The organism is Echinicola marina (assembly GCF_020463795.1).
GTDB classification, from domain to species: Bacteria; Bacteroidota; Bacteroidia; order Cytophagales; family Cyclobacteriaceae; genus Echinicola; species Echinicola marina.
Map to the genome: position 1 here is coordinate 4,027,881 of NZ_CP080025.1, position 22,173 is coordinate 4,050,053.

Annotated in this window: 20 protein-coding genes; 18 read left to right on the plus strand and 2 right to left on the minus strand. The window is 42.7% G+C overall.

What is annotated here, in order from left to right:
- The first annotated feature begins 122 nt into the window (after nt 1-122).
- The 9 genes from KZP23_RS16165 (at nt 123) to KZP23_RS16205 (ending at nt 11,012) form a co-directional block, all read left to right on the plus strand.
- Nucleotides 123-641 carry a DUF3347 domain-containing protein gene (locus KZP23_RS16165; protein WP_041740083.1) on the plus strand — a complete coding sequence of 173 codons (519 nt, stop codon included), beginning with the start codon at nt 123-125 and terminating at the stop codon, nt 639-641.
- A 6-nt stretch (nt 642-647) separates the two neighbouring features.
- Complete coding sequence (locus KZP23_RS16170; protein WP_015267867.1) at nt 648-1,103, plus strand: DUF2231 domain-containing protein; 456 nt, start codon at nt 648-650, stop codon at nt 1,101-1,103.
- A gap of 26 nt (nt 1,104-1,129) precedes the next feature.
- The gene (locus KZP23_RS16175) at nt 1,130-1,891 is read left to right on the plus strand and encodes a hypothetical protein (protein WP_015267866.1); all 762 of its coding nucleotides are present in this window, start codon (nt 1,130-1,132) and stop codon (nt 1,889-1,891) included.
- A 370-nt stretch (nt 1,892-2,261) separates the two neighbouring features.
- A complete protein-coding gene (locus KZP23_RS16180) occupies nt 2,262-4,544 on the plus strand; it encodes a multicopper oxidase domain-containing protein (protein WP_226332818.1) in 2,283 nt (760 codons plus the stop codon).
- A 17-nt stretch (nt 4,545-4,561) separates the two neighbouring features.
- Nucleotides 4,562-5,782: a permease gene (locus KZP23_RS16185; RefSeq protein ID WP_226332819.1), complete on the plus strand. Its 1,221-nt coding sequence runs from the start codon at nt 4,562-4,564 to the stop codon at nt 5,780-5,782.
- Nucleotides 5,783-5,786: 4 nt separating this feature from the next.
- On the plus strand, nt 5,787-7,826 hold the full coding sequence (locus tag KZP23_RS16190; RefSeq protein ID WP_226332820.1) for a copper-translocating P-type ATPase: 2,040 nt from the start codon (nt 5,787-5,789) through the stop codon (nt 7,824-7,826).
- Between the two features lie 41 nt (nt 7,827-7,867).
- Nucleotides 7,868-8,437 carry a helix-turn-helix domain-containing protein gene (locus tag KZP23_RS16195; protein WP_226332821.1) on the plus strand — a complete coding sequence of 190 codons (570 nt, stop codon included), beginning with the start codon at nt 7,868-7,870 and terminating at the stop codon, nt 8,435-8,437.
- 93 nt (nt 8,438-8,530) lie between these two features.
- Nucleotides 8,531-10,768: a heavy metal translocating P-type ATPase gene (locus tag KZP23_RS16200; protein ID WP_226332822.1), complete on the plus strand. Its 2,238-nt coding sequence runs from the start codon at nt 8,531-8,533 to the stop codon at nt 10,766-10,768.
- A 34-nt stretch (nt 10,769-10,802) separates the two neighbouring features.
- Nucleotides 10,803-11,012, plus strand: coding sequence for a heavy-metal-associated domain-containing protein (locus KZP23_RS16205; RefSeq protein WP_015267860.1), 210 nt, complete (start codon nt 10,803-10,805; stop codon nt 11,010-11,012).
- Here KZP23_RS16205 and KZP23_RS16210 read toward each other — a convergent pair.
- A complete protein-coding gene (locus tag KZP23_RS16210; protein WP_226332823.1) occupies nt 10,944-11,669 on the minus strand; it encodes a metal-dependent transcriptional regulator in 726 nt (241 codons plus the stop codon). The two genes, KZP23_RS16205 and KZP23_RS16210, sit on opposite strands and share 69 nt — an antisense overlap.
- Nucleotides 11,670-11,745: 76 nt before the next feature.
- Between KZP23_RS16210 and KZP23_RS16215 the strand changes: the two genes are divergently transcribed.
- The 4 genes from KZP23_RS16215 (at nt 11,746) to KZP23_RS23155 (ending at nt 15,009) form a co-directional block, all read left to right on the plus strand.
- Complete coding sequence (locus tag KZP23_RS16215) at nt 11,746-12,948, plus strand: di-heme oxidoredictase family protein (protein ID WP_226332824.1); 1,203 nt, start codon at nt 11,746-11,748, stop codon at nt 12,946-12,948.
- 4 nt (nt 12,949-12,952) lie between these two features.
- Nucleotides 12,953-13,381 carry a QcrA and Rieske domain-containing protein gene (locus tag KZP23_RS16220; RefSeq protein WP_226332825.1) on the plus strand — a complete coding sequence of 143 codons (429 nt, stop codon included), beginning with the start codon at nt 12,953-12,955 and terminating at the stop codon, nt 13,379-13,381.
- On the plus strand, nt 13,356-14,585 hold the full coding sequence (locus tag KZP23_RS16225) for a hypothetical protein (protein WP_226332826.1): 1,230 nt from the start codon (nt 13,356-13,358) through the stop codon (nt 14,583-14,585). The genes KZP23_RS16220 and KZP23_RS16225 overlap by 26 nt, the downstream gene beginning before the upstream one ends.
- A 106-nt stretch (nt 14,586-14,691) precedes the next feature.
- Nucleotides 14,692-15,009 carry a DUF6660 family protein gene (locus KZP23_RS23155; protein ID WP_015267856.1) on the plus strand — a complete coding sequence of 106 codons (318 nt, stop codon included), beginning with the start codon at nt 14,692-14,694 and terminating at the stop codon, nt 15,007-15,009.
- 157 nt (nt 15,010-15,166) lie between these two features.
- Here the strand turns inward: KZP23_RS23155 and KZP23_RS23055 are convergent, their stop codons facing one another.
- The gene (locus KZP23_RS23055; RefSeq protein WP_262710635.1) at nt 15,167-15,298 is read right to left on the minus strand and encodes a hypothetical protein; all 132 of its coding nucleotides are present in this window, start codon (nt 15,296-15,298) and stop codon (nt 15,167-15,169) included.
- A 22-nt stretch (nt 15,299-15,320) separates the two neighbouring features.
- On the opposite strand from KZP23_RS23055, the gene KZP23_RS16230 reads away from it, so the two are divergent.
- The 5 genes from KZP23_RS16230 to KZP23_RS16250 all read left to right on the plus strand — a co-directional run bounded on the left by KZP23_RS16230 (nt 15,321) and on the right by KZP23_RS16250 (nt 22,159).
- Entirely contained in the window at nt 15,321-19,733 is a 4,413-nt protein-coding gene (locus KZP23_RS16230; RefSeq protein ID WP_137404433.1) for a CusA/CzcA family heavy metal efflux RND transporter, read from the plus strand.
- 37 nt (nt 19,734-19,770) lie between these two features.
- A complete protein-coding gene (locus KZP23_RS16235; RefSeq protein WP_137404432.1) occupies nt 19,771-21,030 on the plus strand; it encodes an efflux RND transporter periplasmic adaptor subunit in 1,260 nt (419 codons plus the stop codon).
- A 180-nt stretch (nt 21,031-21,210) separates the two neighbouring features.
- Nucleotides 21,211-21,552 carry a P-II family nitrogen regulator gene (locus KZP23_RS16240; protein WP_137404431.1) on the plus strand — a complete coding sequence of 114 codons (342 nt, stop codon included), beginning with the start codon at nt 21,211-21,213 and terminating at the stop codon, nt 21,550-21,552.
- Nucleotides 21,553-21,554: 2 nt separating this feature from the next.
- Nucleotides 21,555-21,914 (plus strand): zinc-ribbon domain-containing protein, encoded by a 360-nt coding sequence (locus tag KZP23_RS16245; RefSeq protein WP_137404430.1) that lies wholly within the window; start codon nt 21,555-21,557, stop codon nt 21,912-21,914.
- Nucleotides 21,915-21,940: 26 nt separating this feature from the next.
- Entirely contained in the window at nt 21,941-22,159 is a 219-nt protein-coding gene (locus KZP23_RS16250) for an SHOCT domain-containing protein (protein ID WP_137404429.1), read from the plus strand.
- Nucleotides 22,160-22,173 lie beyond the last annotated feature (14 nt).

A 22,173-nucleotide genomic window follows, 5' to 3' on the forward strand; every position in this document is an offset into this window, starting at 1 on the left:
CCTCCCTCAAAATTAAAAATATGGGCTTTTCGGATCATATGGGGAATAGTAATCCTTATAGTGGTCGGTATAGCCCTACTACAAATGTTTAACCTATAAAAATCAACAAAATGAAAAATGTAATGAGTAAAAAAGCGCTGCTGGTAGCGGTAATGGCTTTAATCAGCCTTGGGGTTTATGCACAACATGACCATAGCAATCATGGAGATAAGAAAAAAATGGCCCAACACATAGAACCTGTGTTTAAAAACAAAGAGGTGGGAAGTACCTATAGCCATTATATAGCCCTTAAAGATGCTCTAGTAGCGTCACAGTCCGGAGAAGTCCAAAAGGCTGCGGAGAAGCTTAAACAGTCTTTAGAATCTGTAAAGGATGCGAAAACAGTGCAGGAGGAAGCAGGTAAAATAGCCTCAGCTTCCAATCTCGATGACCAACGGAAAGCCTTTGCCTCATTGAGTAAAGAAATGGCCGTTTTGGTTAAAGCAAATGCTCCTTCAAAGGGTGAGGTATACCTGGATTACTGCCCGATGGCCAATGGAAATACCGGTGCTTATTGGCTATCAAGCCAAAGGGAAATCAAGAATCCATATTTTGGCGATAAAATGCTGAAATGTGGGAGTGTGAAGGAAACGATCAAATAAGAAACTATGGAGGTTTTGTGGCCCGAATGGGCACCCAACATTCATCCAATGATCATCCATTTCCCGATAGTGTTGTGGTCTGTGGCCGTCATTGCTGACCTGATTTTATTATTCTGCTCCAAAAGCTGGATCAGGAATATGACGGTCACTTTATATACTATGGGAGCACTAGGAGGTTTTGCGGCTTATCTAAGTGGAACACAGGCGATAGATATGGTTTCTGTACCCATGCAGGGAGAAATAACTGCAGGAAACCATTCTGATTGGGGGAGGTATACTTTTTACTTTCTTTCGGCTTATGCGATAATCCGTCTTGTTCTTTTTTGGATACAGAGGGACAGGAACAGGTGGTTGGCTGTTCTTCTTTTCATACTGGGATTGGCAGGTATGGGTATGGTGACTAAAACTGCGGATCTTGGAGGCAAACTGGTATATAAATATGGTGTAGGAACTAAAAAATAAAATTAAACAAACAAAAATTTAAAGTCATGAATAATAATACAAGATTATTTTTTTCAGGCGCCTTGCTTTCGGTAATGATAGGCATTACATCTTGTTCACAGGATAAAAAAAGTGAACAAGCCGAGGCTGAGGGACAGGAACACTTAGAAATGAAGGAAAAGGGTCATCATCAAAAAGAAGAGACACATTCACATGGGGAAACATCAGGTAATGGTCATGGTACTCATGCTGAAATGAAAATGGGACAAAATAAGACCTGGACCCCAAGTGGAAATGGAATAGATCTTATAAAATCAGACTTTCATTTTATTACAGGAAATTTGGAAAATATCAATCCGGTTGTAAAAGAAGTTGATGGTGAACAGGTTCTTGAACTAGATTCCGATGGCACGCCAGCTGCCTTTGTTTTCCATAATCAATATGGGAATGTGGGCATGATCGTAAAATTGAAAAAGCTTGACTTTACAGGTACCATCAGCTTGATACATCATGCCAAAGACCTTACCAGTTATGATTTTATAGCCATAAAAGGCCAAAACATGAAACTGGGAAGAGTGGTAAACGGGCAGGAAGATGTATTTGATGAAGGTGACTTTGATTCCGGCAATGACTGGATGTCGCTAAAGGTAACGGCAGCAGGAACCCATTTTAAAGGTTATGTTGATGAAAAGACCGTTACTCATGGACATGGTGATAAAATGGCCAATGGGTTTGTGGGGATAATGGTTGACGGCAAGGGTAAGATTCAGATCGGTTCCATCGAGACAGCCGTGCTTGAAGATGAATAAATTATACTCAGGGCTGTGGGAATGTACACAGCCCTGAAAACCAAAAAAAATAATTTGTAAAGTTGGTTCACCATATCCCCTAAGTTTGAATCCATCATCACCTGTTTAACTGATTTAGAAAAAATCGGACAATTTCATCAAGGGGATTTAGTACCTTAAATGTGCATAATGGTAAATAGTCAGTTATACTATTTTAGTAAAGGATCTTAGTGCTAGATCAGATTGGAAAGAACAGCATAGATGTAGTTTAAATTAGCCTTTGAAACTTCCACCTTAAAAGCAACCAATGATGAATAGCTATGCGATTAAACCATATATTATTTTATTTTTCATAACTATTTCATTCTTCTCTGTCAGGGGACAAAGCCTTATGGAGAAGTCTGTAGAAGGAAACTCACAAAACCTACCTGTCAGAGAGTATACCATCACCCTGAGGGAAGAAAAAGTAAGTAAAGCAGGGAAGGAGGTGATGGGGATGACCATTGATGGAGGGATTCCGGGCCCTACCTTACGTTTTACAGAAGGGGAATATGCAGTAATTTACGTAAAGAATGAGATGAGGGAAGAAACTTCTGTTCATTGGCATGGGCTGTTGCTTCCCAATTTTTATGACGGTGTTCCTTATCTCACCACACCGCCTATTCAACCTGGGAAAACCCTGAAATATGAATTTCCGATCAAACAATCAGGCACTTATTGGTATCATTCACATACCATGCTACAGGAACAAAGTGGCGTTTACGGTTCTATCGTGATCGAACCGAAAGAAAAAGTGCTTGAATATGATAAAGAATTGGTGATGGTCCTTTCGGATTGGACCAATGAAAAACCCATGGACGTACTACGGTTTTTAAAAAGAGGTACTGAATGGTACAACTGGAGAAAAGGAACGGCCACACCCCTTAATCAGGTTATTGCACGGGGTGCACTGGGTGCACAGCTCGAGTTTTGGCGACAAAGAATGGAGGGCGCTGATATTGCCGATATTTATTACCCTACATTCCTTGTAAATGGGGAAAAGAGGCAAGATTACCCGGATTTCAAATCCGGTGAAAAAGTTAGGCTGCGGATTATAAATGGGGCAGCTTCTACCTCATTTTGGATGACCTTTGGAGGAGGAAACCCTACAATAGTGTCTGCAGATGGCTTAAATGTGGTACCTATCGAACATAACAAAACCTTTATTGCTATAGCAGAGACTTATGATTTTATTGTTACTATTCCAAAAAAAAGTAAGATGGAATTCCGGATTACAGCCCAGGATGGATCAGGGACTGCATCGGCTTTTTTAGGAAACGGTGATGTCCTTTCGGCACCGCCAGTGCCCCGCCCAGATAAAATTGGTATGATGATGCAGATGTCAAAAATGGATATGAGGATGGGGGCACCTGCATTAAAGTTTAGGCCAAAAAAAGATGAGCCGGAGAAAATGATGAAAAGGTGGGGAATGCAGATGGATGAATTAATGAGCGGAATGGATATGAACCAGAGCGACTCAGGGATGACTGAACATCATAACATGGATATGAAGCATGAAGAACATGGTAATACCCAAAATAAAAATATGGCTGGTATGGAGATGCAGGGAAAGAAAGCTAAGAGTAAAGATGACGGTTCCAAAATGCAAATGGAAGGGATGGATATGTTTTCTGAGTACAATTATGACTATTTGAAATCTCCGGATAAAACCACCTATAATGAGGATATTCCGGTACGAGATATTTTGCTGAACCTGACAGGAAATATGAGTCGATATGTATGGAGCTTAAACGGAATCCCCCTTGCTGAAACAGACAAGATTAAAATTAATGAGGGTGAAGTAACGAGAATTACTTTCAACAACCTCACCATGATGCACCATCCCATGCACCTGCATGGGCATTTTTTCAGGGTAATTAATGAGAATGGAGACTACTCACCTTTGAAACACACTGTTAATGTGCCCCCAATGCAAAAAGTAACCATCGAATTCTATGGTAATGAATATGGAGACTGGTTTTTTCATTGCCACATCCTTTATCATATGATGGGAGGTATGGCACGAGTGGTGAGCTATGATACCCCAAGAGATAAGAGAATGGAGCCCTATCCTGTTTCTAACCTGGTGCATGAAACCAATAAATTTTATAATTGGGGAATGGCAGACCTCGCTACCCATACCGGTGCATTTAATATAGTATCCTCAAACATTCGCAACCAATTTAATCTGGCAATAGAGTATGGTTGGAATAAAAACTTTGAAGCAGAGTTTTCTTATGAATATTATATGTATGACTATCTGCGTGTATTTGGGGGAGTAAATGTTGAAAATACCACTCAAAATAGTTTGGATGATATCAATACCACAGCAGTAGCCGGTATCCGATGGTTTACTCCGTATATGTTTGATGTCGATATTAGAATTGACAATGAATTAAGACCAAGAATTGGAATCGGACGATCTTTGATGCTCTTCCCCAGGTTTTCCGTTTTTGGTTATTATGAATACCAATTTGATGCGGGTTGGGTCAATACCCTGGAAGGTAATACTAACTATACTCAGGAAATTGTTTGGAATGCAGGCGGAGAATTCCTGTTATCCAAAAATTTTTCATTGATGGCCGGTTATGATAACCGCTTTGGTGGGGGAGGCGGACTATCTGTCAGATTTTAACACTAAATAAAATCAATATGGACAACTTTCTAAAACAATGGGGTGAAGCGGCGTATACCAGTACCGGTTTTTTCTGGATGGTACTGTGGGCTTTTATCCTAGGTTATGCTGTAAGTTCATTTATACAAATCTTTGTTACAGAGAAGCGTATGCAGGAAACCATGGGCGATGCCAAGGCTAAAAGTATACTGTTAGGTACCTTCTTCGGTTTTATCAGCAGTTCGTGCAGTTTCTCCGCATTGGCCACCTCCAAATCCCTTTTCCAGAAGGGAGCAAGTTTTGCTTCTTCTATTGCTTTTTTATTGGCGTCGACCAACTTGGTGATTGAGCTGGGAATTATCATATCGATTTTCCTGGGCTGGCAATTTGTAGTCGGAGAGTATGTCGGAGGGATTTTGTTGATCCTTTGCAGTTGGTTGCTGATTCGCCTGATCAAGCCCAACGGGCTAATTGAAAAGGCAAGGAAGAACCTCGACAGCTCCTCTGACAAGCAGGCGGAATCATCCTCCTTTAAGGAAAAGGTCCAATCCAAAAAAAACTGGGCAAAAGTAGGCAAACAATATGCCATGGAGTGGAAGATGGTATGGAAAGACGTGACCTTGGGCTTTACGATTGCGGGCATTGTTTCGGCTTTTGTACCGGACAGCTTTTTTCAGACACTTTTTATTAATACTGGTGAAGGCCAAAACACTTTTGGTTTTTTTACCCTTCTGGAACATGTCATTGTGGGACCTGTAGCTGCGTTTCTAACCTTTATAGGCTCCATGGGAAACATTCCATTGGCGGCATTGTTGTTTGGCAAGGGAGTAAGCTTTGCAGGAGTCATGGCCTTTATTTTTAGCGACCTCATCGTCTTCCCGGTACTCAGGATCAATGCCAAGTACTATGGGTGGAAGATGTCATTGTTCATACTCTTTCTATTGTTTACTTCACTTATTGTCACAGCCTTACTCTTGCACTATGGCTTCAGCTTTTTAGACTTCTTACCGGATAGTTCGGGAAAAAGCATTACCGAGAGCGATCATTTTAAGATTGACTACACCTTCTTCCTAAATATTGCATTTTTTATAGTGTCCGGAATTTTGATCTACTTCGGTTTTTATAAAGGAAGAGACGTTAAATACCATAAGGAGATGGCACCGAAAAGCCCAATGTTGGAGAAAATACTCAAATGGTTAGCTTTTGTTTGTTATGCTTGGCTTGTGACTGGAATTTTTATCAAAATGATAATACTGTAAAACTATGAAAGGCCACAAACATCATCATAGTGATCACCACCCAAGTGGACAGGAAGCAATGGAGCATTCGTCTGACCATCACCATCATACCGGTCACCATGATCATCATAAGCACATGATAAGCGACTTTAAGAAGCGTTTTTATATCAATTGTGCCCTTTCGATTCCAGTATTGGTTTTTTCGGAAATGATCCAGCATTTTTTTGGGTTTTCATTCACTTTTCCCGGAATGGTCTATGTAGCGGCTGGTTTGTCCAGCTTTATATTTTTCTACGGGGGATGGCCATTCCTCAAGGGACTCAAAGAGGAACTTTCTGAAGGAGGACCAGGGATGATGACCTTGATCGCTATAGCCATTACAGTGGCCTGGACATACAGCACGGTGGTGGTATTTGGCCTTAAAGGAATGGTTTTTTATTGGGAACTGGTCACCTTGATTGATATTATGCTGCTGGGACACTGGCTGGAAATGCGCTCGGTAATGGGGGCTTCAAAGGCCCTTGAGAAACTGGCAGAACTGATGCCTTCTGAGGCCCACAAATTGGACGGGGACACAATGCATGATGTAAAAATCAGTGAGCTGAATAAAGGAGATATCATATTGATCAAGCCTGGAGAGAAAGTTCCGGCTGATGGTAAAATTATAGACGGAGAAAGTGATTTGGACCAAAGCGCGCTTACAGGAGAGAGCAAACCCGTGCAAAAATTTAAAGGGGATGAGGTGATAGGCGGGGCAATCAATGGGGATGGCAGCCTCAAAGTGGAAGTAAAATCCTCCGGTGAGGACAGCTATCTTAGCAAAGTGATCAGACTGGTGGAAGAAGCCCAACAAACCAAGTCAAAAACGCAAAATCTTGCCAATAGAGCAGCAAGCTGGTTGGCCTATATTGCCATAGGTGTGGGAATAGTCACTTTTATCGCATGGTCTTTTTTTAGTTCACAGGGCGTGGATTTTGCCCTTGAACGAATGGTTACCGTAATGATCATCACCTGCCCGCATGCCCTGGGTCTTGCTGTACCTCTGGTGGTTTCGATCTCGACGGCCTTATCGGCCAAAAACGGCTTGTTGGTACGAAACCGGACAGCTTTTGAGAACAGCCGAAAAATCTCTGCCATTGTGTTCGATAAAACCGGAACCCTGACAGAAGGTAATTTTGGTGTAAACAGGATTGAAAGCTTGTACGGCCTGCCCCAGAATGAACTGTTATCAACTGTTGCAGCAATTGAACAGCATTCGGAACATCCCATAGCTAAAGGTATTGTGAAAGAAAGCAAGAACCGTGGTCTCAAACTTCCCCAGACCTCAGACTTCAGTGCCACAAAAGGAAGAGGGGTAAGTGCCAGGGTTGGAGGTGTGATTTATCAGATCGTCAGTCCGGGATATCTGGAGGATCAAGGTCTTGACTTGCCTGAAGGAGCTATGACTGACCAAATCGAGACTATCGTATTTGTCCTTAAGGAAGGAGAACTGATAGGATTTATTGCTTTGGCTGATCAAATTAGAAAGGAAAGTAAAGGGGCCATCGCATTGCTCAAGGAACAGGGCATTAAGGTATTGATGGCTACTGGGGATAATGAACAAACCGCCAAAGCAGTGGCTGATGAACTCGGACTTGATGGCTACTTCAGCCAAGTACTGCCGCATCAAAAGTCAGAACTTATTGAGAAACTACAGTCCAAGGGAGAATACGTAGCGATGACCGGTGATGGGGTAAATGATGCACCTGCATTGGCCAAAGCGGATATTGGGATTGCCGTGGGATCCGGTACAGATGTAGCCGCTGAAACGGCAGACATTATTCTTACTGAAAGCAGTCCTGAGGATATCAGTCGTCTGATCATATTTGGAAGGGCAACCTATAATAAAATGGTTCAGAACCTTATATGGGCAACAGGCTACAATGTGATTGCCATTCCCTTGGCCGCAGGAGTGTTATTTTCTGAGGGGATCATGATAAATCCGGCCATAGGTGCTGCGTTGATGAGCCTTAGCACCATTGTTTGTGCTGCCAACGCACAGTTGTTGAGATTGAAGTTTAATTAACAGGTTATAACACATAATACACGATATAAATCTTGAGATTAATGAAAAAAGTAACAATCCATATTAAGAACATGGTGTGCCACCGTTGTATCCTGGCAGTGAAGGAAATTTTGGAAGATTTGCAGATTGAAGCCCAGGAGGTAGCATTAGGACAGGTAACCTTATCAGATGAATTAGGGACTGAAATAAGAAATAAGCTCGCCGGGCAATTAAAAAAAATTGGTTTTGAATTGCTGGAAGAAGGACGGTCCAGTCTTATTTCCCGCATCAAAACATTGATTGTTGAACAAATCCATTATAATAAAGAGCCACTGAAAGAAAATTTCTCCACCTTTCTTTCAGATAAGCTAAACCATGACTATTCTTATTTGAGCCGTTTTTTCTCCTCCGTAGAGGGGGTTACCATAGAGAAGTTTATAGCCTTGCAGAAAATTGAGAAAGTAAAGGAATTGCTTTTTTATGATGAGTTGACCCTGTCTGAAATTGCCTTTTTGATGAATTACAGCAGTACAGCTTACCTATCCACTCAGTTTAAAAAGGAAACAGGGATGACTCCTACCCAGTTTAAAAGCATGCATCAACCGGGGCATCGAGATTTGGATAGTATTTAAGCAAAATCTTAAAAATGTACCCCAAAATACTGTAACATATTTTAAGTCAATTGTTGTGACATTTGTATCATACAAACAAAGAATTTTATTCTCATGGATACAATCGTTGCACCAAGAAAAACCGTAAAGAAGGAATCATTTCCAGTGACTGGAATGACCTGTGCGTCCTGTGCTTCAAGTGTGGAGTCCATTTTATCCCATATCGATGGGGTCTCCCAAGCCAGTGTGAATTTTGCTTCCAACTCCGTATTGGTAGAACATGATCCATCTGTTAGTCCGCTTGATTTGCAAAATGCCCTGCGAAGTGTCGGTTATGACCTTATCATCGATGAGGAAGACCCTTCTCAGGCTCAGGAAGAAAGACAGCGCCAACACTATCTGGAGGTGCGTAATCGAACCATTTGGTCTGCGCTTTTGACATTTCCAGTATTTATTTTGGGCATGTTTTATATGAACTGGATGCCGGGACAATGGATTTCGTTGCTACTTACCATCCCCATCCTGTTTTATTTCGGCAAAAACTTCTTTATTAATGCCTTTAAGCAAGCCAAACACGGTAAGGCGAATATGGATACCTTGGTGGCATTAAGTACAGGTATTGCCTTTGTTTTCAGTTTGCTCAATACTCTTTTTCCAGATTTCTGGCACGCCCGAGGTATTCATCCACATGTGTACTACGAGGCGGCTACTGTTATCATTACCTTCATTTCTTTAGGGAAGCTGTTGGAAGAAAAAGCCAAGTCAAATACTTCATCCGCGATTAAAAAGTTGATGGGACTGCAGCCCAAAACCTTTAGAGCCATTATTAACGGCGAAGAGCTGGAAATCCCGATTGCGTCGGTCCAAAAAGGAAATACGATTTTGGTACGCCCGGGAGAGAAAATTCCGGTGGATGGGGCAGTTTTGTCCGGTAGTTCCTATATAGATGAAAGCATGATCACTGGTGAACCGGTACCGGTGGCTAAAATCAAAGGGGATAAAGTATTTGCCGGCACCGTTAACCAGAAAGGGAGCTTCCAGTTTGAGGCCGAGAAAGTAGGAGGAGAAACCCTGCTTTCACAGATCATCAAAATGGTGCAGGAAGCCCAGGGCAGCAAAGCTCCGGTGCAGAAGCTCGTGGACAAGATCGCCGGGATATTTGTGCCGGTGGTGATGGGGATTTCCATCTTTACCTTTATCGTATGGATGACGGTGGGCGGGGATGATGCATTCACCCATGCCCTGTTGACCTCGGTAGCAGTGTTGGTGATTGCCTGTCCCTGTGCTTTGGGACTTGCTACCCCTACGGCCATTATGGTAGGAGTAGGAAAAGGAGCAGAAAACAATATCCTGATCAAAGATGCTGAGAGCTTGGAACTTGGCCATAAGGTTAATGCTATTGTATTGGACAAAACCGGCACCATCACAGAAGGTAAACCTACCGTTACCAATCTGTATTGGTCGGAGAAGGCACATGAAGCCTATCATGCGGCTGTGCTGCTTGCTCTGGAGACACAGTCTGAGCATCCACTGGCCGATGCGGTAGTGAAAAAGCTAAAAGAAAAAGGTGTTCAACGGGAAACATTAAAGGACTTTGACAGCCTCACCGGAAAGGGGGTGAAGGCCTCCGATACTGCAGGTAAGACATACTATATCGGTAATGGAAAACTGATGCAGGAATATCAAATAAATATCCCGCAGCACATCCAGCAAAAAGAAGGTGAGTGGCAAAAGGAAGCAAAAACCGTGGTTTTCTTTTCAGATGATGTAGAGGTGCTGGCAGTTTTGGCAATAGCTGATAAGATAAAGGCGACATCCAGATCGGCTGTTGAGAAATTGAAAAAACTAGGTGTAGAGGTTTATATGCTCACGGGAGATAACAACCAAACTGCATGGGCAGTAGCCGCACAGGTTGGTCTGACTGATTTTAGGGGAGAAGTATTACCCTCTGATAAAGCTGATTTTGTAAAAGAACTGCAATCCAAAGGAAAGGTGGTGGCGATGGTGGGTGATGGGATCAATGATTCCCAGGCGCTTGCACAGGCAAACGTGAGTATTGCTATGGGGCACGGATCGGACATAGCTATGGACGTGGCCAAAATGACGCTGATCACTTCTGATCTGGAGTCGATCCCGAAAGCCCTTAAACTGTCTACCAAAACAGTGAAAGGTATCCGGCAAAATCTCTTTTGGGCTTTTATATACAATGTAATAGGTATTCCTATTGCTGCTGGGATACTATATCCAGTTAATGGATTTTTGCTTGATCCAATGATTGCAGGGGCGGCAATGGCGCTGAGTTCAGTGTCTGTGGTCGCCAATAGTTTAAGATTGAAAACAACTAAGATTTAAAAATCAAATTTTCAAACTTTAAAATAGACTTAAAATGAATACTTTAAAATTCAAAACGAACATTAATTGCAGTGGGTGCCTTTCCAAAGTTACGCCCTTCCTGAACGAGGAAAAGGACATTCAAAAATGGGAGGTTAATCTTGAAAGTGAAAACCGTGTGCTTACCGTTGAAACTTCAAACCTCAATGCGGAAGAAGTAAAGAAAACAGTTCAGAAAGCCGGCTTTAATGCTGAGGTTATTTGATTTATAATGTTCACTTAAGCAAACATTTAGGTTCTTAGCGACTCTTTCGCTCAAATAAACTTCATTTTTATCATCTTCAAGGAGTTTGACAGACACGTCAAACTCCTCCTTTTCAATAATTACCCACCTCTGACCAAGTTGTAATCCCTTGTCCAAATGATTTAAAAAGCCTTTATCATCAGTATCCACACTTCGGAAAACATAATTTTTGCCCGGTTCTAATTCGGAAAGCAGTATAATACTCAGATTTGGAAAGTTACCGTCTTTATCTGGTATAGGATCGACATGCGGATCTCTTTCAGGATACTCAAGAAATCGCTCCAGTCTTTCTCTGAATAAAGATGATTGAACATGCTCTAGCTGCTCAGCAATAGTATGTACTTCATCCCATTTAAAGTTCAGTGTTTCTACGAGAAAGGTCTCCCAGAGCCGATGTTTTCGTATGATTAGTTTTGCCAGAAAACTCCCCTGATCTGTTAAAGTAATATTATTCTTATCCTCTATCAAACCTTTTTCATAGAGCCGCCTGAGCATGTCTGAAGCCGAAGCAGGACTGTTCTGAATTTTTTCGGCTACAGCACTCACCGTGACAGAGGTCGCAGTTTCTTCAAGAAAGAAGATTGCCTTGAGGTAATTCTCGCCTGTAGTTGATATCATTGATTAATTTAGTCTAAACTAAAAATTTATTTTAGTTAAACAAATTATTAGTTTTGCCTTATCAACATATAATTATATGATAAACATAAAAATAAAGTATCTGGTTTTGGTTTTTTTGGTGCCCTTGTCGTTTTATTCATGCGATGAGGTATTTCCTGAAGCACCAGCAGAAAATGAATTGTTGGACGGTCCAATGGAAGATCTTGCATATTCAGAGCAGAACAGGTTTTTGGCTGGAGATGTAGCCTTCAATGATGAGGTTTTTACACCAGAGAATGGTTTGGGACCTATGTTTGTAGCCACCTCCTGTGGAAGCTGTCATCCGGGAGATGGAAAAGGGCATCCTTTCACCACACTTACACGATTTGGGCAGACATCACCCAATCAGAGTTCCAATATTCCACCAGGAGCACCACAGCTGCAGAATAGGGCCATTCCGGGATTTGAGCCGGAGAGGCTACCCTCCGGGGTTCCATTTATGAAGTTTACTCCTCCCGCAGTTACCGGTCTTGGACTGTTAGCGGCCCTCACAGATGCACAAATCCTTGAAAATGCTGATCCTAATGATGATGATGGAGATGGTATCTCCGGGGTCCCCAATTATATTACTCCTCCCGATTACTTTCAACCGCAATGGTTTCATCAATCCTTCAGTGGTAAATACATTGGGCGTTTCGGAAAGAAGGCTGCCGCCATTGACTTGTTGCAACAAACTGCCACCGCATATAACCAGGATATGGGCGTGACATCTACATTTGAGTCGCTAGATGTGGCCACCAACCTCTCAGTGGATCCGGAAGTAAGCGATCAGACTATAAGGGACGTAGTTTTTTATTTAAGAACGCTTAAAGCACCCATTCAAAGGGAATCCGATGCTTCTGATGTTATTCGGGGTCAACAAATCTTCACTGATATTAAGTGTGGCTCATGTCATATCCCCTCCTGGACAACTGCTGAATCAGATATTGGAGCTCTCAGCAATAAGACTTTTTATCCTTATACAGATTTGTTGCTGCACGATATGGGACCTGGTCTCGATGATGGAGCTACGGAAGGTTCAGCAGAAACGTATGAATGGCGAACCCCACCACTCTGGGGACTTGGTCTTTCGCAGGATTCCCAAGGAGGTGAGTTGTTTCTGATGCACGATGGCCGTGCAAAAACGATTGAAGAAGCTATAAATATGCATGGTGGGGAAGCATCCACCAGCCGGGACAGCTTTGAGCAGCTCAGCAAAACAGATAAGCAAAAACTCCTCACATTTCTTAAATCTCTTTAGTCCTATGGACAGGAAACAATTTCTAAGATTAATGGGAGGCTCTTGCTTAGCAGCAGCTGGAATCACCACGTTTTTATCAGGCTGTACATCCATTCATAAAGTGAGTGCCGTGATAAGAGATAATAAGCTGAAGTTATCAAAAAGTGAATATTCTACTGACCAGGGGAAACTCCTGGAAGTAGTACTGGTAAGAGCAACCTCTTTGGCCTTTCCTATTGCCTTATACAGAATCAATCCTAAGGAATACATCGCGCTATGGATGGAATGTACGCACAAAGGGTGTGAAGTAAATGCACAACCCAATTACTTGGTATGCCCCTGTCATGGAAGTGAATTTGATTCAAAGGGCAATGTATTGCAAGGCCCGGCAGAAACTAACCTCAAAACCTTTAATACAAGCACAGATCATGAAAACATCTACATTCATTTATAAAAACCTTAAACTGCTATTCCTGATTATTTTTTTGGGAATGGGAGCATCTGTAATGGCGCAGCAAATAAGTAATGATACAACTGATCTCCAAATGAATATGGATGCAGTTTATAACCGTCCGTTTTTACAGGCAGGCAGTTTTCCGGTGGCCTTGGGCGGTTATGTTGAAGCACATGGTCAGTATTTCGTGACTGATGGAATTAGCGAGGGGATTTCTTTTAAGATACCCAGAATGACGCTATTCGTGTCTTCCTCAATCCTGGATCGGATTAAATTCCTTTCCGAAATAGAGTTTGAAGAAGGCACCAAGGAAATAAATATTGAGTTTGCTGCTCTTGATTTTGAATTTCACCCCTTATTTAATCTCAGGGGAGGAATCATCATGAATCCTATAGGTGCATTTAACCAAAACCACGATGGACCTAATTGGGAATTTGTAGACAGGCCTATTTCAGCTACCACCATAATCCCGTCTACTTTCAGCAATGTCGGGTTTGGTTTTCATGGCAAAACCTATCGGAAGCAATGGGTTTGGGCCTATGAAGCTTATTTGACCAATGGATTCAATGATCAGATAATCGCCAACAGCGAAGGCCGCACCTGGCTACCGGCTGCCAAAGAAAATGTAGATCGGTTTGAAGAAAATTTTAATGCCGTACCACTGGTTACACTGAAAACGGCAATTCGTCATAGGCAAATTGGAGAAATTGGGCTTTCATGGATGGGGGATGTATATAATAAATATGAGGAAGATGGACTTGTTTTGGATACAAAAAGAAGGTTGGACGTATTTGCTATAGACGTCAATACCACCATCAAAAAAAAGATGAATATCACAGGTGAGTGGGTTTGGGCCTTCCTGGATATACCAGATACCTATTCACAGCAGTTTGGCACGCAGCAACAGGGAGGATTCGTTGATGTTGTTTACACAATTATTAAGCGTAAGATGCTGGGATGGGAAAATGCCAAGGTTAATCTAGCTGTGCGCCTGGAGCATGTAGATTACAACGTAGGATCATTTAATGAAACCGGGGCCATTATTCATGACGATCTACAGGCCATTGTGCCTGCCATTAGTTTCCGGCCATCTGCACAGACGGTGATACGGGCCAACTACCGCTACATGTGGGAAACGGATTTATTGGGGAATCCACCTGTAAAAACAGCAGGAATAGAAATTGGGGTTTCCAGCTATTTTTAGATAAAGACGAATGCCATTCAGCGAAAATGCAGCCAGTTACTTAGTTAACCTTTAAGTTTCTACTTTGCAATACCCTTGCATTGCTTAATTACGTACATTTGTAATAATGAAAATCGCATGCTACATATTGAGTTTTTACTTTATAGCCCTTTCAGGGGTGGCATGTGCGGATACTATTCCCGAAGATTCTCAAAACAGTGTAACAATAGTTGATATCGGCAACCCAGGGCATAACCACCATTCCACTAACGGGTGGGATGGGTGTACTCCTTTCTGTGTGTGCCATTGCTGCCACCTTCATTTTTTTCCTGCTTCTGGTGTTGTTTTCTCACATCCTTTGAAGCTCCCACAAGTTTATTCTTCTTTTCGTCAGGACTTCGGAAACCTGAAACTTCACGATTTTCTCAAACCTCCTCGAGCTTAATTTGCAGGTTGTAGGGTTCGGTATGTCTATTTGGCAATGATGTTATGCATTGACCGGAATTCATACTGCAATCTATACAGCCCCCTTTTCATTGGCCTAAATTCCATAAGGTCACCTTTCATTGGTTTTAGGGAAAATTTGAAAAATTTTGAAAGAATCAAATAAAAAGAAGAGAAGAAAGAGAAAAATCACGGCCAAATGGGCAATCAAATGGCTTTTCATTGTGATGGTATGCCTCATCTTGCTTGCAGCGATGGTGGCTCGTGTTCATCACTTCTTCTCTGTTCATGTGAAATAATTTAATAAATGGTATGATCAATAAAATAATTTCTTTTTCGATAAAGAATAAATTCATCGTGGGCCTGCTCACGCTGGCGCTCATTGGGGTCGGGATATACTCCATGTACACGGTCAATTTGGGTTCAGTACCTGATATAACCAACAATCAGGTGCAGGTAATGACTGTATCTCAAAACCTGGCCACTGAGGATATCGAACAGTTTGTTACTTACCCTGTAGAGTTGGCCATGGGCAACCTGCCGGGAGTAGATGAAATCCGTTCTGTTTCGAGGTTCGGCCTCTCCGTGGTTACTATCGTATTTGAAGACGATATGGGGATATACAAACCCCGGCAACTGGTGCAGGAAAAGCTTAATGAGGTAAGGGATAAAATCCCTGAGAAATTTGGCAGCCCGTCTATGGGGCCTATAACCACGGGACTCGGTGAAATCTACCAATATACCATCAAGCCTAAGCCAGGATATGATACAGTCTATACCCCTACAGAGTTGCGAACCATTCAAGACTGGATAGTAAAACGGCAAATGACATTAGTAGATGGTGTGGTGGATGTCAATGCTTTTGGCGGAAAGATCAAGCAATATGAAATCGCTATCAATCCAGAAAAACTTAATGCCCTTAATGTATCCATCTCAGAAGTTTTTGAAGCCCTTCAGCGTAATAATGTAAATACTGGAGGGGCTTATATAGAGAAAAACAACATGGCCAACTTCATTCGTGGAGAAGGTCTTGTGCGTTCGCTTGACGACATTCGGGATATTCTGGTACGGAATGAAAACAACATTCCTATCACTATTGGCGATGTAGCTGAAAAGGTGCATTTTGGAAATCAGGTCCGCTATGGAGCATTCACCCAGGATGGCCAGGAAGCTGTAGGTGGAATGGTGTTAATGTTGAAAGGATCAAACCCTAACTCGGTGATCCAGAATGTGCAGGAGCGCATGGAAAAAGTGCAGAAGTCTTTGCCTGAAGGCTTGGAAATAACACCATTTCTTGATCGTAGTTCCCTGATTGAAAGAACTACCAGTACAGTAAAAACAAATCTTTTGGAAGGAGCCCTCATTGTGATATTCGCCCTTGTAATATTGCTGGGGAGTGTGCGAGGGGGTATCATCACAGCAACCACCATTCCTCTTTCCCTGCTATTTGCCTTTATTCTAATGAAGCAGTTTAATGTCTGGGCCAACCTCATGAGCCTGGGGGCTATTGACTTTGGGATTATCATTGATGGGGCAGTGATCATTATTGAAGGTACGGTATACGAAATCCAGAAGCGCATCCGCTCGGGTAAAATCAAATTCAATCAGGGCGTAATGGATGAAGTGGCTTATGATGCCGGAAGTACCATGATGGGATCAGCATTTTTTGGACAGATAATCATTCTGATTGTTTTCGCTCCTATTCTTTTCCTCACCGGGGTTGAGGGTAAAATGTTCCAGCCTATGGCCTATACCTTCGGTTTTGCCATGATAGGTGCCATTATCCTTTGCCTCACTTACGTTCCTATGATGTCAGCTTTATTTATGAAGCCCATCCAGAACAAAAAGAACTGGTTTGGGAAGTTTGAACGCTGGCTGGAAAAAGTCAGTGATAAAATTATTGGGGGAATCCAATGGGCTTATTTGCCATTGCTTAAAGGTGCTTTAAGGTTCAAGACCATTGTCATCATTGTGGCTATTGTGTTACTGGGGCTTTCAGGATTCATTTTTTCACGTATGGGCGGAGAATTTGTACCCCAGCTGGATGAAGGGGATATCGCCATGCAGGCTTTGATACGTCCTGGAAGCGGATTGAGTGAAGCCATTGATGTTTCTACTAAAATTGAAACGCTTCTTCTGGACAACTTTCCTGAAATAAAAACTGCTGTAGCCAGAATCGGTGTAGCCGATATTCCTACCGACCCCATGCCGATGGACATAGCCGATATGTTTATCATCCTGGAAAAGGATATGGACAAATGGACAACAGTAGAAACAAAAGAAGAACTCATTGCAGGGATAAAGGAAATGCTGGATAAAAAACTGACGGGTGTCAACCTTGTTTTCAGCCAGCCTGTAGAACTTCGTTTTAATGAGTTGTTGACTGGCGTGCGTGAAGATGTAGCTGTCAAACTCTATGGTGAAGATTTAGATGTACTTGCCCAAAAAGCTGAGCAAATGGCGGAAATAATCCAGACTATTCCAGGTGTGGGTGATGTAAATCCGGAACGAACTTCTGGTTTACCTCAAATGACCGTTCGTTACAACCGTAAAAAGATTGCCCAATATGGACTGGACATTCAAAAGCTGAACGAATACGTGAGTGCCGCCTTTGCCGGAGGAGTAGCCGGGGTGATTTTTGAAGGAGAAAAGCGATTTGATATGGTCATCCGCTTTGATGAAAAACACCGAAGGAGCATTGATGACTTACGTACCTTATATATTGACCTGCCCGATGGTACACAAGTACCTATTAAAGAAGTAGCTGACATTAATTATGTGCCAGGCCCCATGCAGATTTCCCGTGATAATACTTTCCGCAGGACCTATGTGGGTGTCAATACCAGAGGGCGTGATGTAGAGTCGGTAGTAACGGATATACAAGAAAAATTAGATGCAGAGCTTGATCTCGCACCCGGTTACTATATCACTTATGGAGGTGAATTTGAAAATCTTCAACGGGCCAAAAGCAGGCTGCAGATCGTTGTGCCTATCGCACTCTTCCTAATCTTTGTGCTGCTATATTTTGCCTTACAGTCATTTTCACAATCTATTATGATTTATATGGCCATTCCCCTGGCTGCCATTGGAGGTGTTTTTGCGCTATGGTTGCGCGGGATGCCATTTAGTATTTCGGCAGGTGTAGGCTTTATCGTTTTATTTGGGGTAGCAGTGTTAAATGGGCTGGTACTGATCAACCGATTCAATTCCCTGAAAGAAGAAGGGGTCACCAGCATCAGAGACCGCATTCTTACCGGTACCAAAGAACGGATCAGGCCGATCATGCTTACGGCTACTACAGATATATTCGGCTTCTTGCCGATGGCATTTTCAGGTTCTGCCGGAGCTGAGGTACAAAGGCCGTTAGCCACAGTGGTAATTGGTGGAATGCTTACAGCTACACTGCTCACATTGGTGGTGCTTCCTGTACTTTACACTTTTGTGGAAAGCAGAAGTGACAAAAGAAAAAGCCTGAAAGGGCCAAATGCCAACGTGATTATTGTACTGCTGGTTTGTGGAGGTCTATTGGGGCTGCCTGTCTTGGCCAATGCCCAAAACCAACAACAACCACAAGACAGTTTGCAAACGATCACGCTGGAGCAGGCCAGAAAACGTGCGGTAGAAAGCTATCCGAAAATCCAATCGGCAAGACTAGAGATAGAAAACCAGGAGGTGCTTAAGAAAACAGCCTGGGACTTTGGTAATACGCAGTTATTTACCGGAAAGGAAGAAGTGGGCAATGGTTCTGATGGAATCTATACTCAGTTCGGCATCCAGCAACAACAAATTGATGTTTTCGGTATTGCTCCTAAACTTAAGTTGCAAAAAGAACGGATAGCACTTGCTGAGAAGGCACTTGATCTATCAGTTATTGAACTGGAGCGGGAAGTAAGCCAGGCTTGGGCCATGGTATTTGCTACCAAAAACAATTACCAGGTTTATGAACACTTGGATTCGGTATTTGCAGATATTGAAAGAGCGGCCAGGATTCGCTTGGAAACGGAAGCCACATCTAAACTGGAATACCTGGCTACTTCCAACCAGGCCAATCAGGTACAGATACAAAAAGAGCAGGCATATCGGGATTATCTGAGTGCTTTACAGCGCCTGAACCTTTGGTTTGCCAATGACACGCTGTATACCGTACCGGATGTCCCAACCAGTCAATTGGACGAACCGCTCAATTATGTAGCTGATTCATTGATGAACCATCCTTTGCTGAATGTATCAAAGCAACAGGTAGATGTAGCGGATGCCACCATAAAAGAGAGGCGTTCGCAGTTCTTGCCTCAATTACAGGGGCAGTATGGGCGACAGCAGATTGCCGGGCAATCTGGATTTTATCAGTACCAGGTAGGTGTCAGAATCCCTTTGTTTTTCGGACCTGAGCTGGGCAGGACACAGTCGGCCAAAATCCAACGGGATATTGCGGGTCAAAACCTGCGCCAAAACCAGTTGGAACTGAATGCCGCCTATCAGGACATGAGAGAACAATACCTGAAGTGGCTCAATTCATGGAACTACTACCGGGATGAGGCACTTCCGCTGGCCCAGGAGCAACGGGACGGAGCTATTTTGGCTTACCGGGAAGGGGCTATTGATTATGTGACCTTCCTGCAAAATATCCGGGATGCCATTCGCATAGAAGTTGATTCCTGGAATGCCTTTGGCAATTATCTGAATAGCCGCTACCAATTGGAATACTACTTAAGAACATCAAACTAAAAGTAAACTGATCATCAGATATAAAAATAGAAGCACAATGAAAAAGCAAATCATATATATAGTGGCACTGGTACTTATGGTATCGGTATTTACGGGCTGCGGCAGCAAGTCGGCTGAGAACTCCGGTGAAGCATCTCACGAAGAACACAATGAGGGCGAGGCTGGACACGCAGGTGAAGAAGGCGGACATGAAGGCGAAGAAGGAGAACATAGTGAAGAAGGAATGGCCGAACTTCACCTTTCTGATATGAAATTTGAAAGTTTGGGTATTAAGGTAGATACCCTGCCAACCCGGGCTCTCTCGGGCGTGGTGGAAGCCAACGGCCGGTTGGAGGTACCACCACAGCATGAAGCAACTGTTACGGCCATATTGGGCGCGAATGTTACCTCAATCAAGGTGATTGAGGGCGATCAGGTAAACAAAGGTAAGGTGTTGGCGTATCTCTCACATCCAAACCTAAGCAAACTTCAGACGGATTATGTGCGGGCATACAGTCAACTACAGTTTCTGGAGAAGGAAAACCAACGGCAGAAAAGGTTGTACGAAGAGGAAGTGGGTTCCGGAAAAACCTATCAGCAAATTCAGGCGGACTATCAGGCCATGAAAGGAGAAGTGAAGGGCTACGAAGCACAGTTAAGGCAGCTTAGCCTCAACGTGGAGAAAGTCCAAAGTGGTGATATTTATCAGTATGTGCCTGTAGTAAGCCCTATTGATGGTTACATTGAAAAAGTGGAAGTCCAAGTTGGGCAATATGTAGACCCGCAAACCGAGATGTTTATGATTGTCAATACTGACCACATCCATGCTGACCTTATGGTGTTTGAAAAGGATGTATATAAGGTAAAGAAAGGACAAAAAGTATCCTTTACTGTCGAGTCAGTTCCAGGAAATACCCTAACTGCCAAAATTTATTCTGTCGGCAAGCAGTTTGAGCAAAACCCTAAAGCAGTGCATGTGCATGCGGAAATAAAGAATAAAGAAGACTTCCTGATTCCGGGGATGTATATCAATGGTAAAATAAGAACAGGTGATAATAACACTGTAAGGGCATTACCCGAAAGTGCGATAATTGAGGAAGAGGGTAAGCCGTACATTTTCATGGCAGAAGCGCATGAAGAAGACGGAAAGACCGAATGGGCGTTTAAAGCCATAGAAGTGCGCACAGGTATCACCGAAGATGGTTGGGTAGAGATCAAATTATTGGAGCCACTTCCTGACGGTGCTCAGGTGGCATGGAATAACGCCTACTATCTGATCTCTGAAATGAAGAAAAGCCAGACTTCTCATAGTCATTGATTTAGTTGATTAGGCAAGGGCAGTTGGTAAATGTCATTTGCTAACTGCCAACTCTCAAATATTAAATTATAAAAAACAAACACATGAAATGAGCATAAACTTAGAGTCCTTAACATACCAACCAAGTATGAATAAGTTTATCGCGAATTCCATGTGACCGTTGGAATTAAACACATACACATGAAAGAAATAAAAGCATTTATAAAACCTAAAAAAGTACAGATAGTAGTTAAATCGCTGCGAGATGCAGGATTTGAAAGTGTAACCCTATCCAAAGGAGAAGGTACCGGAGCTCATAAAGATCCTGATGCATCTCCATCATTGGATTTTCATTTTACCGATAGCCCGATTGTTAAGCTGGAACTGGTCTGCCAAAATGAGGAAACGGATAAAGCCATTCAACTGATCTGTGGCAAGGCTCAAACACCTGAACCGGGCGATGGCATTATTTACGTTTCAGAAATAGATGATGCTTATCGGATCAAGACTGGAAAATCTATTAAAAGATTTGATATGAAGTAGATATGTCAAGTCCAATTGAAGAAATGCAATATCTGGCCCGAAAAAGAGGAGGGCTTTGTCTATCCGATTTGTACATAAACAGCAAATCAAAACTGTGGTGGCAATGTGCTGAAGGCCATCGCTGGCAGGCTACTCCCTTCAGTGTAAGAATAAGAAAAAGCTGGTGCCCATTCTGTGCTAACAATAGGCCTCACGGGATAGAAAGGGTGAAAGCACTGGCTGCTACAAAGGGCGGTACTTGTCTTTCTGAAGAATATATAAATTCCAAAACGCCACTCAGGTGGCAATGTAAAAACGGCCATCGTTTTCTGGCTACTGCAGACAGTGTGGTACAGGGGAAGTGGTGTAAAAAGTGTAAATAAATGTTAAACCTTAAACCCTCATAGTTATGATGCATGATTGGTATTTCGGAGGAATGCACTGGATTTGGTGGATCCTATGGCTGATCCTCATATTTTGGATATTTCTGATTCCATACCCTACACCCGGGCAAAGAAGAAGCAAGGATAAAGCCATGGAGGCGCTAAGAGAGCGCTATGCCCGAGGGGAGCTCAGCGATGAAGAATTTGAGCAAAAGAAGAAAGTTCTTCAAAACAGGATGAAATAGGTATAGGGTCGCAG

Excerpts from the sequence above, each read along its gene's own strand:
- KZP23_RS16235 (WP_137404432.1), top strand. The coding sequence starts at position 19,771 with ATGAAAAAGCAAATCATATATATAGTGGCACTGGTACTTATGGTATCG.
- KZP23_RS16230 (WP_137404433.1), top strand. The coding sequence starts at position 15,321 with ATGATCAATAAAATAATTTCTTTTTCGATAAAGAATAAATTCATCGTG.
- KZP23_RS16210 (WP_226332823.1), bottom strand. The coding sequence starts at position 11,669 with ATGATATCAACTACAGGCGAGAATTACCTCAAGGCAATCTTCTTTCTT.
- KZP23_RS23155 (WP_015267856.1), top strand. The coding sequence starts at position 14,692 with ATGAAAATCGCATGCTACATATTGAGTTTTTACTTTATAGCCCTTTCA.
- KZP23_RS16225 (WP_226332826.1), top strand. The coding sequence starts at position 13,356 with ATGAAAACATCTACATTCATTTATAAAAACCTTAAACTGCTATTCCTG.
- KZP23_RS16175 (WP_015267866.1), top strand. The coding sequence starts at position 1,130 with ATGAATAATAATACAAGATTATTTTTTTCAGGCGCCTTGCTTTCGGTA.
- KZP23_RS16180 (WP_226332818.1), top strand. The coding sequence starts at position 2,262 with ATGGAGAAGTCTGTAGAAGGAAACTCACAAAACCTACCTGTCAGAGAG.
- KZP23_RS16240 (WP_137404431.1), top strand. The coding sequence starts at position 21,211 with ATGAAAGAAATAAAAGCATTTATAAAACCTAAAAAAGTACAGATAGTA.
- KZP23_RS16200 (WP_226332822.1), top strand. The coding sequence starts at position 8,531 with ATGGATACAATCGTTGCACCAAGAAAAACCGTAAAGAAGGAATCATTT.
- KZP23_RS16165 (WP_041740083.1), top strand. The coding sequence starts at position 123 with ATGAGTAAAAAAGCGCTGCTGGTAGCGGTAATGGCTTTAATCAGCCTT.
- KZP23_RS16190 (WP_226332820.1), top strand. The coding sequence starts at position 5,787 with ATGAAAGGCCACAAACATCATCATAGTGATCACCACCCAAGTGGACAG.
- KZP23_RS16245 (WP_137404430.1), top strand. The coding sequence starts at position 21,555 with ATGTCAAGTCCAATTGAAGAAATGCAATATCTGGCCCGAAAAAGAGGA.
- KZP23_RS16250 (WP_137404429.1), top strand. The coding sequence starts at position 21,941 with ATGATGCATGATTGGTATTTCGGAGGAATGCACTGGATTTGGTGGATC.
- KZP23_RS16170 (WP_015267867.1), top strand. The coding sequence starts at position 648 with ATGGAGGTTTTGTGGCCCGAATGGGCACCCAACATTCATCCAATGATC.
- KZP23_RS23055 (WP_262710635.1), bottom strand. The coding sequence starts at position 15,298 with ATGAACAGAGAAGAAGTGATGAACACGAGCCACCATCGCTGCAAGCAA.
- KZP23_RS16220 (WP_226332825.1), top strand. The coding sequence starts at position 12,953 with ATGGACAGGAAACAATTTCTAAGATTAATGGGAGGCTCTTGCTTAGCA.
- KZP23_RS16185 (WP_226332819.1), top strand. The coding sequence starts at position 4,562 with ATGGACAACTTTCTAAAACAATGGGGTGAAGCGGCGTATACCAGTACC.
- KZP23_RS16205 (WP_015267860.1), top strand. The coding sequence starts at position 10,803 with ATGAATACTTTAAAATTCAAAACGAACATTAATTGCAGTGGGTGCCTT.
- KZP23_RS16215 (WP_226332824.1), top strand. The coding sequence starts at position 11,746 with ATGATAAACATAAAAATAAAGTATCTGGTTTTGGTTTTTTTGGTGCCC.
- KZP23_RS16195 (WP_226332821.1), top strand. The coding sequence starts at position 7,868 with ATGAAAAAAGTAACAATCCATATTAAGAACATGGTGTGCCACCGTTGT.